Origin of the sequence: Thiocapsa sp. (assembly GCF_035467215.1) — a bacterium.
GTDB lineage: Bacteria > Pseudomonadota > Gammaproteobacteria > Chromatiales > Chromatiaceae > Thiocapsa.
This window is the reverse complement of sequence record NZ_DATITZ010000219.1, coordinates 1-11,723: the sequence shown is the minus strand read 5'-3', so window position 1 is coordinate 11,723 and position 11,723 is coordinate 1. Positions and strand designations below refer to the sequence as shown.

The window sequence follows — 11,723 nt, the reverse complement described above, 5'->3', positions numbered from 1 at the left end:
TTCCGGCTTTCGGAGCGGGTTGGCGGCAGGGGTGGGGGGTATTTCGAGGGGGTTTGCCTAGATTCGCGCAAACCCTGCCGAAATCTCGGCCTTCCCAAGCACTACTGACGCCTAAGCCCGCCAGAACCCGGAAACTTCAGTCTCTTGGTCAGTAAAGGTTTTAAAAAGGTGATCATCCGGCTCGACCTTGATTGTGTGAATCGCCCCAAAGTAGTGAGTTGCGCGCCGATTCGTCTTGAACCGAGCGGTTGCGAACCGTATATCTCTTAGTAGATCATCCCATTGTGCTTCTTCCCAGGAATATGGGCGCTGGAACGTCGGAATGACGAAAATATCCGTACTTGCAAACAATGCTGAAACTGCTGTGAAGTCACTCATCTTTTGTCCGAACCAAGTTAAAAGACCGCTTTCAGGCGGCCGGATTCATCCTGAATGCCTGTAGTAGCTCGGCAGTCGGACGGGTAATTGATACGGTAACCATTCGACCTAAAATGCATGTCATCCGGCGGGGCCAGATCGGGACGCCCGATGGATGGATCGCCGATAGCGATGGGTCCAGTGTAGCAGGCGGATGCGTGTGCGCTACTTGGGCTTCTCTGGAATCCGCCTCGTGTCGTTCCCCGCCTCGTTCATCATGCCTACACAGAGTCGCTCCGCCGGCCCAAACACCAACGACAGGGTTAGATTCCCGCCGCGTGTGGCGAACGCGCTCAGATAGACCCAGCCGCCCGGCACCGCCATGCGGGCGGTGCGGTCGTTGTAGCCCATGGCGACGGCGCTGCCCAGACGCTCCCAGTGTGGATTGGTCTGCTCGGGCGACCACCGATGCTCCGGGTCCGGCACGAAGGTCAGGTCCTGGGTGCTCATGGCGGACTGCGAGCCGTCGTAGTGGCGAAAGCGGAACAGCCAGCCGCCCTCGACCGCGGCGACCTGCGTGGTGTCGCGTTTGGTGCACCAAATATCGCTCGCGTCGCGCATCTGGAGGAGGTGCCAGTCGAGACGCGGTTCGCTCGTGTTCTCGGTCGCCTCGGTCGTGTCTGTCGGATGCATGGTGTTTGTCCATCTGGGCAATGTCCCGGCGCGATCCTCGGCCGGTCGCATCGGGTGCCGGTCGTCCGGTGAAGGTCTCCCCCGACACGGTTACGCCGATGTGATCCGTGGTGGTTGCGGCTGCCTGATGTGCTTGAGAATGGCCTTGCCGCTGTCGACATCGAGGCCGAACAGGGTGCTCATGAAGACCTGGTTGATGCCGGTGATCTGTTTGATCGCCTGCGCAGCCAACGGCGGAGAGACCGTCCGAAAACGGCGCAGTCTCATCGCGTACTCCTCGTCGGGATGTTCCGCGCGACCTTGGTAGGGCGCTTTGATCAGCGTCCCGTCCGCCTCGCCAACGGCGACGATGCCGACCCCGGATTGATGGAGAAAGACCATGTCGCCGCGTGCCAACCGCTCGATCTTGAACTTCCAGGGATCGAAATAGGCCGCAGCCTTCCGGCTCGCCAGCATGTCGTCGTGGTCTTGGGGACTGTTTCTGAAATTCGTGTCGAGGACGTAGTACCCCTCGGCGATATCCTCGTAAGGGTTGTCGCAGACCCTGAACGGCGACATCTCGAGCAACATCTCGTCCGGGATACCGGCATAGACACGATAGACCCATAGCCGGACATCCAGCCCGCTCGACCGCCAATACCGGACGGCCTCGCGGCTTCGATAATCCAAGCCGTTGGTCATGACGACAAAGACCTGCTTGCGGTTGAACGCCTCTTCCGGGACCTCGACCTCGAATTTCGCCCGATGTGCCGTCTTGAGCGATCGGGATGGATCGGTTGACGTCTTGAACCAGGCATCCAGCTCGGCGTATCCCATGCTGCCGAAGAGCTGACCGTAACGGAGCACCTGCAGGAGGTTCGATGCCTGCGATTCCCACGCCTTCAGCTCGAAGATGAAGAGCCGGCCCTCGCGGTCGATGGCCATCAGATCAGGCTCTTCCTGCCATGCGCGGGACTGCATCAGCAGGAGCAACTCGTCATCGGGAAACAGACGATCCAGCGAGCGAAAGAGGATCCCTTGCAGCGCACGTTCATCGAGCCCGAACGACTGCAGACGCAGGGTCCGCCGCTTGTCCGTCTCGCCGGTCTCGGGGTTGATGCTCAAGAGCATGTCGTGACTCCTTGATGAGGGTGCCGAACGCCGTCGCGACCTTGCAGGACACCGAGATCGCCGATGGATCTCGATACGTGTCCTGCGAGGTGCTGCAACGATATCCTTCGTATTTCACATCGGTAGCGGTGCGACCCAGCCGCCGGCGCCGATCAGATAGACTTCGATGCGCACGCCGTCGTGCTTGATGGTCTCGATGTTGGCGCGCCATTTTTCGTAGTGGTCATGCCACCACGCATCGAGGATCAGCACCGCGTGTCGGGTCGTTCCGGGACAGCGTCCCTGGAGGTGACGGATCATTTCTTCCAGAATTTGGGCGCAGTTCTCATGACCCTTGCCCTTGCGCAATTGACCGTGCAGGGCAACGAAAAGCGCGAGTTGATGGCAGCGATCGCCGGGCACGCCGGGGTAGCAGTTGATCTCGCCGAGTTGCGAGCGAGCGATTTCGCGGATTTGTTGGACTGTCAACCCGCCATCCGCGGCAGCTTCGGCGATGCGCTGGGCGAGCGTTAGGAATTCCATACTCATCGATGATTGCTCCTCAAGTGTGTTCTTGCGTGCCTACCCGCTCGAGCGCTGCGACCGGACTGACTCGCGGGCTCGATCATCCGAACCGTTTGCCATGTCGACAAAGACCTGTTCGCAGTTGAACGCCGCTTCCGAGCGCTCGACCTCGAATTTGGCCCGATGTGCCGTCTCGAGCGATCGGGATGGATGGGTGGACTTCTTGAACCAGACATCCAGCTCGGGGTATCCCATGCTGCCGAAGAGCTGACCGTAACGGAGCACCTGCAGGAGGTTTGACGCCTGCGACTCCCAAGCCTTCAGCTCGAAGATGAAGAGCCGGCCCTCACGGTCGATGGCAATCAGATCAGGCTCTTCCTGCCATGCGCGGGACTGCATCAGCAGGAGCAGCTCGTCATCGGGAAAGAGGCGATCCAGCGAGTGAAAGAGGATCCCTTGCAGCGCCCGCTCGTCGAGGCCGAACGACTGCAGACGCAGGGTCTGCCGCTTGTCCGTCTCGCCGGTCTCGGGGTTGATGCTCAAGAGCATTGTCGTGACTCCTTAAGGTCGCGGATCGTGCCGAACGCCGTCGCGACGGTGCATGACGGCAAGATCATGGAAGGACTTTCATGCGTGGCCTGCGAGGCGCGGCAACGATACCCTTTGTATGCGACACTGCGCGTCGTACTCGAAACGAGTTCATGGCGACCAAGGGGTATCGCTATCCATCGGCGAGGTCTGTTGTCAAAGACCCGCGATCATCAGCCCAATAGAGAATGTTTTTCAGGGCGGGAGACATCATGAGCTACCTTGCGCATTTCGACGCCAAACCGGATGTCTGCGGCGGTGAAACCGTGATTCGCAGAACACGCGTTACGCTTCGGACTCTACTGGCGAGCCTGGCCGACGGCGACAGTATCGCCGAGGTCCTGGCCGCTTATCCGACGATATCCGAAGAGGATCTTCAGGCTGTGATTGCATTTGCAGCGGCTTCTGCGGAGGAAGATCTGCCTATTCCGGCGATCCCGAAGGTTAGCTGAACAGGTTCCGTGCACTGATCAAGGCGCCGGATCGAAGCAACGCGGACCGGCCTCGATCGCAATTCAGGCCAAGCATGCCCCGTGGCGCAGAGCGCCGCGGGGCATGCGTGACACCGCGGAGCGGGTGTCACGAGTCCCTGAAGTTCTGAGTGGCCGGTCTCCTGAGCGACGCCGGCACACCCCTCCGGGATCACGCCGCCCTGACCATCTCCTCCCCCTTCAACCGACACTCCGCCATCAGCCGGCGCAGGAACTGCTCCGGTGTCGGGGTCTCGCCGAGCAGCTCGCGCTGGCGGCAGACGGTGGCGAAGTCGCCGGGCGTCAGGCTCTCCAGCGCTGTCAGATGCCGCGCGATCTCCGGCGGGACCGGGGCTGTGGCGTCGCCGAGCGCCTCGCGGGCGAAGAGGGCGAGGCGCTGGGCCGGCTTCAATGCCCGGAAGTGCAGCTTGAAGTCGAACCGCCGCAGCGCCGCGGCATCGATACCGGACATCAGGTTCGTTGCCGCGATGAAGATGCCGGGAAAGCCTTCCATCTGCTGCAACAGCTCGTTCACCTGCGTGCGCTCCCAGCCGTAGCGAGCCGCTCGCCGATCGGCGAGGAAGCTGTCGACCTCGTCCAGGAGCAGGACCGTGTGCGCCGGGTCGCACGCGCGAAACAGACGTGCCAGGTTCTGCTCGGTCTCCCCGACATAGGGCGAGACCAGGTCGGAGGCCTGCCGCGCCACCAGCTCGCGGTCGAGCGCCTCGGCCAGCACCTCGGCAAAGGCGGTCTTGCCGGTCCCCGGCGGACCGTAGAAGCACAGGCTGCCGTGCCCCCGTTCGGCCAGCGCACGGGCGATCGCGCCCGGCGTGATGTCGCCGGCCAGGTTCAGATAGGCGACGTCGAACGCCGTACCCGTACGGCGTCGGCGCGGCCCCGGTGCCCCGTGCAGGAGGCTGCGCAGCGCCCCGATGCCGTCGCGCACGGTCTGCTCGGCCGGTGCCTCCGGGTGCAGGTCGAGCAGACGGCGGGCCGCGCCCAGCTGCGCCGGGGCCAGGGCGGTGTCCGCCGCCAGCTCGTCGAGCAGCGCCGGCGGCAGCGCCGCGTCCCCGAGATGGCACTCGGCCATCCGACGCCGGACCGAGCGGGGCGGGGTCTTGAAGGCGACCGGCAGCAGGAAGCGCCGCAGGAAGGCCGGATCCATCCCCTCGGTGCGGTTGGTGATCCAGATCGCCGGCACCGGGTTCTCCTCCAGAATGCGATTCATCCGGCCCTTCTGCCGGCCCGCGCTCTGCTGCCCGCCCAGCAACGCGAGCAGGCCGCCGCCCTCGTCGAACACGTCCTCGACCTCGTCGAAGATCAGCACCGCGCCGCCGCGTCGCCCGAGCAGGCGCTGCGCGACCAGATAGGCCGACAGACGCCCGTCGCGATCCAGCCCGTCATCGTCCTCGTCGGCGCTGCGCACCTGATAGGCCCGCAGCCCGCACGCCGCGACCAGGGCACGCGCCAGCTCGGTCTTGCCGGTGCCGGGCGCGCCGTAGAAGAGCGCGTTCACGCCGACCGCCCCGGTGGCCGCGGCGCGGCCCAGGGTCGCGCTCAGCCGCGTGCTCTCGGCGGCCAGATGCGGGAAGGCATCCAGGCGCCAGGCACCGACGGGCGCCGGCTCGATCAGGAGCGCAAGCAGCGCCTCCCTGTCCTGCGGCGCGGCATCGAGCACGTCGCGCAGGAGGCTTTGCGGGGCCAGGTAGTCCTCCAGGTCGGACTCGTGACGGTGCTGTCGGTCGAGGAGCCCGAGACTGTTCAGCGGGCCGCGCTTGGCCAATGCCTCGCGCATGGCACTCCGATCGAGACCCAGAACCCCGGCCAAGCGCTCCAGATTGGTCCGCCCGGTGCCTCGGCTGCCCGCGCGCAAGACCGTGCGCAGCGCCTCGGACTGCTCGCGCTGCTCCAGGAAATCGAGCACGCAGAGACTGGTCTCGTCGAGTCCGAGGACCTCGCCGAGCAGGGCGACGGTCGACGAGATCGGCGCCCGCTCGTCGGCTTTGGCCAGACGCTTCAAGACAGCGCGCGGCAGCGTTTGGAAAAAGCCGTGGACGTGACGCTTCTGGCGGTGATCCAGCGCCTGATCCTCGTCGCCCGGCCAGTCCTTGTGGAGTCGCTTCACGAGCTGGCGTTCCAGGTCCGATTCGTAGCGGACGTCGGCGTCTTCGTCCGGCGACCCTGCGTCAACCGGCGGCAGCCAGCCCCCCACGGCCTCGGGATCAAGCAGCGGAAGGGTCAACCGCCAGATCGACACGAGTGAGTCGTCGGCGCTCAAGGCGACGCGTGCGGCCGGAAAGCTGTCGAGCCACTGCAGGGCAAAACGGGCGAGACGGCGCTCGGCGGCCGGGACAACGTCGAAGTCACGACGCCACAGGGTGCGATGCGGGTGCTGGCTCATATTTTCGTTGCTCTCTCTGCCAAGGTTGAAGACGTCGACCGTCGTCGGGCCTGTGCCGGATCCCGTGATGACACTGCGGCGGGTCCGCAGCTCGATGGTCTTCGGGTCTCGGGTATCCGGTGACCGGCGGCTCTCGATCGGTCAAGCGATAAACCCCGTTTACGGCGTTTTGCGGCGAGCGTTTTTTCTAGCGGAGTGGATCCGGCGAAGGGCGCATTGGATCATCCGGATGCGACACTGCCTGTCGGATGTGCATCGCGACGGACCGATCTGCGCACTCGAACCAACGCGCCTCGCGGCTTACATTCTCGGTCACGAGTTCCGTCTCGAGCCGATCTCGAAGCCGAGAGGCTGGTCCGACGTGATTACGGTCTTTCGGCGTTCACTGACCGAGCATTGGAACGGCCAGCTGATCGCCGTGATCGTCTCCGGCTACGATGGCGATGGTGCCGCGGCACTTTGCGGGATCAAGGACGTTGGAGGGATCACCATCGCGCGGGCGCTCGAAACCGCCCTGCAGCCGGACATGCCCGAGAGCGCCATCGCCAGCGGGTACATCGATTTCGTTCTCTCGCCGGAAGAGATCGCGCTGAAGATCGCCGGCATTGCGCGCGGAGATTAGTAACGGTTCAGAAACGACTGAGCCATTCTGGTTCTTTCTCCCCCTCTCCCCAACCCCTCTCCCGCGAGGGGAGAGGGGCTAAGATGGGTCGCTTGTTATTGAACGGCTCCATAGTGCGTTCGGGGAAACCTCGTGCCGTCGCGAGTCGCGATCTCGGACTCCTTCAACCCCGACGGGCACGCGGTGATCGGGGCCGAAAGTCGCGTAGCAGATCGGCGAGTGCGGTCAGGGTCTCGCGCGGATCCCCCGGTCCGTACCGCGCAGGGATATAGAGATCCATGAAGCGCTCGACCATGGGTGCGAGGTCCGGACGTTGCGCGACGACGCGTCCGGCATAGTCCACGGGGCCCTCGTTCGGCAGGCGATCGATCCCGATCCCGGCGAGGCGTCTGCAGAAGCGGGCGTATTCGGCTTGAAGCGGGTCGAGCGGTTTACGCTCGCGAATCGAGGCGAGCACCAGGATCCCGAGGGTGAGGCCGAGTGCGGCGAGCATCAGTGCGACCAGCCCGTACTCGCGCAGCTCGCCCAGCCGAAGCCGTTGCAGCAGGGCTAGTTGATCCTCGACCGAGAAGCCCAGGACCCAATCCTGCCAGGCCGCATCCAGGCTGTCGGCGAAGAGGCGCATGTTGCGCGCGAAACGGGCGATGGCGTCGGCTTGTTCCAGGGTGAAGCGCACCGAAGGGCCCGCGCCCAGCATGCGCGAGGCCCCGCTGTTGTCGACGCGAGAGGGATCGACCGCCGCGGTTGGATCGATCCGCACCCAGCCGCGCCCCTCGATCAGCACCTCGACCCAGGCATGAGCGTCGGACTGCCAGACCATGTGATAGCCGCCGACGCGGTTGAGCTCGCCCCCGAGATAGCCGAGGACGATTCGCGATGGGATGCCGGCCATGCGCATCAAGACGGCAAAGCTACTGGCGTAGTGCTCGCAGAATCCACGTTGGGTCTCGAAGAGGAACTCGTCGGTCGGGTTCGCGCCGAGGCGCGGCGGCATCAGGGTGTAATGGAAGGATTCGCGGTTGAAGAACTGCAGCCCGGCTTGCACCAGTGCCCAATCGTTCTCCGATCGGCTGCGCCACTCCTCGACCAGCCGGCGCATCCGCGGCGTCACGTTGTCCGGGACCTGCAGTCCGGCGGCAAGGCGTGCCGGATCCGGGGCGGCGGTGCGATAGTCGAGCGCGGAGGTCACCCGGTAGCGCTTGACTGCGCTGACGACCTGGCGCGCGATCAATTGGTGATCCGGACTGACAAAGGCCTCGTCCGGGACGCTGTCGGGCAGGTCCAGCGCGAAGAGCCAGCGTTGATCGGTCGGCTCCAAGGTCACCTCGTAGTCGATCGGGCGAGCCGCCTCCAAGAGTGCGCCTGCGGGGTCCGTGCTCGCGATGTCCTTCCCGACCGACCAGCGGCGCCCGTCGGTCTCCCAGAGCACGGGGCCGCGCCAATAGAGCTGATCGGCAGCGGGCGGCGTGCCGTCGAAACGGGCGCGAAACGCAAGCTCCCCGTTGAGCACCAGCTCGCTGATCGCGCCCGGCTCGAGGCTGTCCGAGATCCCGGTGGTGGCTTTGCTCGGGTCCAGGCCCAGACTCCACAGCGGGGCACTCAGACGCGGAAACAGCAGAAACAGGATGAGTGTCAGCGGAAGGGCCTGGAGCGAGAGCCTGACGGCGACCGCGACGGCACCGCGCCGTCGCGCCTCCCCGAGCCCGCCGTTCAGATCCACCAGCAGGGCGATGCCCCCGAGCACGACGGCAGCCAGATAGAGCACCAACCAGGGCGACTGGTCGAAGAGGAACTCGACGACGACGAGAAACCCGATCAGGGTCGCGACCAGGCGGATGTCCGACTTGCGCCGCAGCTCCATGAGCTTGAGCACCAGCATGGAGACGAAGAGTGCCGTTCCTGCGTTCTGTCCCGACCAGCCCTGATAGGTGGCTGCCGCGTTGGCGACGCCGATCAGGGTCAAGGCGGCCAACGGCCAGGTGCCCGGCAGGACGGCGGGCCAGCGCAGCGAGGCAAGACGGATCGCGAAGAGCAGCCCGACAAAGGCGCTGATCTGAAGCGCGAGATGCCCCGCGAGCGGGAGATAGGCCGCGATCAGGATCAGCGTGATCCAGAGGATCTGGGTCCGCTCAGGCCGCTCGTTGGAGGGGATCGTTCGCTTGGACATCGTAAAGCGCCAGATGCGTCAGGCAGCGTTGGAGATGGCCGGCGCCTCGCCCCGGCGCCTCTTCGAGACCGGGCAGCCGCAACCCGAACCGGACTTGAGCCTCGGCCGCGTCGAGGACCTGGCGCGTCAGCAGACTGATCCTGGTTTCCGGATCCGTCTCGGTCAATCCGGCCCAATCGATCCAGACCTCCTGGCCTTGATCCCCTCCGAATTGCTTCACGACGAGCCCACGCTCGCGCGCGTAAGCCTTCCAATCGATCTGTCCGGGTGAATCGCCGTCGCGGTATGGTCGCGGTCCCAGATAATCCTCCATCCCCTCGGGGCCTTGCCGGGGACGCGGGTCGGTGTCGCCCGCCGCGGATCCGGGCTCGGGCGCGACCTGTGCCGGCTGCGGATACACCAAGGTCGTCGCATCGGTCTGCACATAGCACCAGGCGCGAAAGAGGTGCAGCGGGTAGCGCGTCTCGACCGTCACCTCGTCGAGCGCCGACAGACCGCGTCGCAGTGTCGGTCGAGCGATGCGGATCGTGCCGCAGTCACCGCCCGGGATCGCGATCGCCTGATGCCGCGTCGCGCCCGCCGGAATCCCGATGTCGTAGCGCGCCCGCTTCCCGTCGGTGGCGACGACGACCTCGAAGCTCGCATCGTCCCCGACGAAGACCGACGGGCCGCCGCGGGCCTGAACCGAAAGCCCGAGCAGATTGAACCAGGTGTGGTGCATGGCCACGAGCGCGACGGAGGCGAGAAAAACGGTAAAGAGCAGGCCCAGGTTGTTCTGGTAATTGAGCGAGCCGAGCAGCATGACGAAGAGCACCGCACCGAAACGCAGCCCGTTCCCCGTCGGCAGGATATAGATCTGACGACGCCCGACCCGCGCAACCCCGTCGCCCCCGCGCGCCACCCGGCGAAACAGACTTCTCAACCGTCTGGCCTTAGAGCGCGTCCAGTCGACCATGTCTCACCCTCGTCCTAAAAAATCCTCGCTTAAACCGCGCCGACTCCAGCGGTCCTGAAATCCGCCGGGGCCGATCACATCCAAAAACATCGCATACCGCACTGGGCGCGGTTTAAGCGAGCGCGACATGATCCAGGATCGCACTCACCACAGCCTCCTCGTCGAGCCGCCCCCCATACTCCGAGGCCACCAATCGATGCACGACGCAGGAGGGCAGGACGGCCTGGATGTCCTCCGGAATCACGTAATCGCGGTCGGCCAGGAGCGCCCAGGCCTTCGCCGCGCGCAGCATCCCGAGCCCCGCGCGCGGGGAGAGCCCGTGCAGAAACCGCTCGCTGCTGCGGGTGAGCGCAAGGATGGCATGGACATACTCGATGATGGCGGGCGCGGCATGGACCTCGACGACCTGCTGCTGCAACGCCATCAACTGACCGCCGGTCAGGGCCGGCTGTTGACGCGCAACCATGGTGCGCCGATCCTCGCCCGCCAGCAGGGCCTTTTCCTGCTCGGCCGCGGGATAGCCGAGCCGGATCCGCATCAGGAACCGATCCAACTGGGACTCGGGCAGCGGAAAGGTCCCGACCTGAAAGAGCGGGTTTTGGGTCGCGATCACGAAGAAGGGTTCGGGCAAGGGTCGGGTCTCGCCCTCGACCGTCACCTGTCGCTCCTCCATCGCCTCCAGGAGCGCGCTTTGCGCCTTGGGTGTCGCGCGGTTGATCTCGTCGGCGAGCACCAACTGCGAGAAGACGGGTCCGGGATGGAAGCGAAACGACTCGGCGGCCCGGTCGTAGACCGACACCCCGATCACGTCCGCGGGCAGCAGATCGCTGGTGAACTGAATGCGGGCGTACTCCAGACCGAGGAGGCGCGCGAGCAGGTGAGCCAAGGTCGTCTTGCCCACGCCGGGCACATCCTCGATCAGGAGATGACCGCGCGCCAACAGACAGGCCAAAGCCAGCCGAAGCTCATGGTCTTTGCCGAGGATCACGGCTCGCGCGGCCTCGAGCACGCGCTCCCCGAGACTGGCCGACTCGTGCGGGACGCGCCGTGTCAGATGCATCGCCATAGGGGAATCCGTGCGGGCTTCTGGGTTAAACTGCGTGGTCTCATAGACTTGGGTTTCCCTTCATGATGGTCGGCGATCCTTACGACGTGGTGGTGGTGGGCGGCGGTCACGCGGGCACCGAAGCGGCGCTTGCGGCGGCCCGCTGCGGCCTGCGCACGCTCCTTCTGACCCAGAATATCGAAACGGTCGGCCAGATGAGCTGTAACCCGGCCATCGGGGGTATCGGCAAGGGCCATTTGGTCAAGGAGATCGATGCCCTGGGCGGGTTGATGGCCCGTGCGGCGGATCGCGGCGGCATCCAGTTTCGCATCCTCAACGCCAGCAAGGGTCCGGCTGTGCGGGCGACACGCGCCCAGGCCGACCGCATCCTCTACAAGGCTGCGGTGCGCTCGGCGGTCGAGAACCAGCCGGGACTCACACTCTTCCAGCAGTCGGTCGAAGACCTGCTGATCGAGCAGGACCGGGTCGTCGGCGTCGAGACTCAGATGGGGTTGCGCTTTCGAGCACATGCGGTCGTGCTCACGGTAGGGACCTTCCTGGGCGGTCGCATCCATATCGGACTCTCGAACTTTGAGGGCGGACGTGCCGGCGATCCACCGTCGAATGCCCTCTCGCGGCGCCTGCGCGAGCTGCCGTTTCGCGTCGAGCGGCTGAAGACGGGCACGCCGCCGCGCATCGACGGGCGGAGCATCGATTTTGCGCGCCTGGCCGAGCAGCCGGGCGACGAGCCGGTGCCGGTCTTCTCCTACATGGGCAGCGCAGGGGATCATCCGCGCCAGGTGAGCTGTTA

Annotated in this window: 12 protein-coding genes; 3 read left to right on the top strand and 9 right to left on the bottom strand. The window is 65.2% G+C overall.

Annotated elements, in window-relative coordinates:
• Positions 1–111: 111 nt before the first annotated feature.
• The 5 genes from VLR48_RS12435 to VLR48_RS12415 form a co-directional block, all read right to left on the bottom strand.
• Positions 112–378, bottom strand: coding sequence for a DUF262 domain-containing protein (locus VLR48_RS12435; RefSeq protein WP_325292093.1), 267 nt, complete (start codon positions 376–378; stop codon positions 112–114).
• A gap of 204 nt (positions 379–582) precedes the next feature.
• Positions 583–1,050: a hypothetical protein gene (locus VLR48_RS12430; protein ID WP_325292092.1), complete on the bottom strand. Its 468-nt coding sequence runs from the start codon at positions 1,048–1,050 to the stop codon at positions 583–585.
• Between the two features lie 90 nt (positions 1,051–1,140).
• Entirely contained in the window at positions 1,141–2,160 is a 1,020-nt protein-coding gene (locus tag VLR48_RS12425) for a hypothetical protein (protein WP_325292091.1), read from the bottom strand.
• A 114-nt stretch (positions 2,161–2,274) separates the two neighbouring features.
• On the bottom strand, positions 2,275–2,688 hold the full coding sequence (locus VLR48_RS12420) for a hypothetical protein (RefSeq protein ID WP_325292090.1): 414 nt from the start codon (positions 2,686–2,688) through the stop codon (positions 2,275–2,277).
• A 33-nt stretch (positions 2,689–2,721) separates the two neighbouring features.
• Positions 2,722–3,213, bottom strand: coding sequence for a hypothetical protein (locus VLR48_RS12415; RefSeq protein WP_325292089.1), 492 nt, complete (start codon positions 3,211–3,213; stop codon positions 2,722–2,724).
• Positions 3,214–3,464: 251 nt separating this feature from the next.
• On the opposite strand from VLR48_RS12415, the gene VLR48_RS12410 reads away from it, so the two are divergent.
• Entirely contained in the window at positions 3,465–3,704 is a 240-nt protein-coding gene (locus VLR48_RS12410; RefSeq protein WP_325292088.1) for a DUF433 domain-containing protein, read from the top strand.
• Positions 3,705–3,894: 190 nt separating this feature from the next.
• Here the strand turns inward: VLR48_RS12410 and VLR48_RS12405 are convergent, their stop codons facing one another.
• On the bottom strand, positions 3,895–6,123 hold the full coding sequence (locus VLR48_RS12405) for an AAA family ATPase (protein WP_325292087.1): 2,229 nt from the start codon (positions 6,121–6,123) through the stop codon (positions 3,895–3,897).
• A gap of 229 nt (positions 6,124–6,352) precedes the next feature.
• Here VLR48_RS12405 and VLR48_RS12400 point away from each other — a divergent pair, with 229 nt between their 5' ends.
• Complete coding sequence (locus VLR48_RS12400; RefSeq protein WP_325292086.1) at positions 6,353–6,745, top strand: chemotaxis protein CheB; 393 nt, start codon at positions 6,353–6,355, stop codon at positions 6,743–6,745.
• A gap of 163 nt (positions 6,746–6,908) precedes the next feature.
• On the opposite strand, the gene VLR48_RS12395 is transcribed toward VLR48_RS12400, so the two are convergent.
• From VLR48_RS12395 to VLR48_RS12385, 3 genes are all read right to left on the bottom strand, one after another.
• Positions 6,909–8,912, bottom strand: a complete 2,004-nt coding sequence (locus tag VLR48_RS12395) for a DUF3488 and transglutaminase-like domain-containing protein (RefSeq protein ID WP_325292085.1) — start codon at positions 8,910–8,912, stop codon at positions 6,909–6,911.
• On the bottom strand, positions 8,875–9,867 hold the full coding sequence (locus VLR48_RS12390; RefSeq protein ID WP_325292084.1) for a DUF58 domain-containing protein: 993 nt from the start codon (positions 9,865–9,867) through the stop codon (positions 8,875–8,877). The genes VLR48_RS12395 and VLR48_RS12390 overlap by 38 nt, the downstream gene beginning before the upstream one ends.
• Positions 9,868–9,979: 112 nt before the next feature.
• The gene (locus tag VLR48_RS12385; protein ID WP_325292083.1) at positions 9,980–10,927 is read right to left on the bottom strand and encodes an AAA family ATPase; all 948 of its coding nucleotides are present in this window, start codon (positions 10,925–10,927) and stop codon (positions 9,980–9,982) included.
• Between the two features lie 68 nt (positions 10,928–10,995).
• On the opposite strand from VLR48_RS12385, the gene VLR48_RS12380 reads away from it, so the two are divergent.
• A partial coding sequence (locus tag VLR48_RS12380; RefSeq protein ID WP_325292082.1) for an FAD-dependent oxidoreductase occupies positions 10,996–11,723 on the top strand: 728 nt, incomplete at its 3' end.

Bases quoted from the DNA above. Each gene is read 5' to 3' on its own strand.
- VLR48_RS12435 (WP_325292093.1), bottom strand. From the start codon at position 378: ATGAGTGACTTCACAGCAGTTTCAGCATTGTTTGCAAGTACGGATATT.
- VLR48_RS12430 (WP_325292092.1), bottom strand. From the start codon at position 1,050: ATGCATCCGACAGACACGACCGAGGCGACCGAGAACACGAGCGAACCG.
- VLR48_RS12425 (WP_325292091.1), bottom strand. From the start codon at position 2,160: ATGCTCTTGAGCATCAACCCCGAGACCGGCGAGACGGACAAGCGGCGG.
- VLR48_RS12420 (WP_325292090.1), bottom strand. From the start codon at position 2,688: ATGAGTATGGAATTCCTAACGCTCGCCCAGCGCATCGCCGAAGCTGCC.
- VLR48_RS12415 (WP_325292089.1), bottom strand. From the start codon at position 3,213: ATGCTCTTGAGCATCAACCCCGAGACCGGCGAGACGGACAAGCGGCAG.
- VLR48_RS12410 (WP_325292088.1), top strand. From the start codon at position 3,465: ATGAGCTACCTTGCGCATTTCGACGCCAAACCGGATGTCTGCGGCGGT.
- VLR48_RS12405 (WP_325292087.1), bottom strand. From the start codon at position 6,123: ATGAGCCAGCACCCGCATCGCACCCTGTGGCGTCGTGACTTCGACGTT.
- VLR48_RS12400 (WP_325292086.1), top strand. From the start codon at position 6,353: ATGCGACACTGCCTGTCGGATGTGCATCGCGACGGACCGATCTGCGCA.
- VLR48_RS12395 (WP_325292085.1), bottom strand. From the start codon at position 8,912: ATGTCCAAGCGAACGATCCCCTCCAACGAGCGGCCTGAGCGGACCCAG.
- VLR48_RS12390 (WP_325292084.1), bottom strand. From the start codon at position 9,867: ATGGTCGACTGGACGCGCTCTAAGGCCAGACGGTTGAGAAGTCTGTTT.
- VLR48_RS12385 (WP_325292083.1), bottom strand. From the start codon at position 10,927: ATGCATCTGACACGGCGCGTCCCGCACGAGTCGGCCAGTCTCGGGGAG.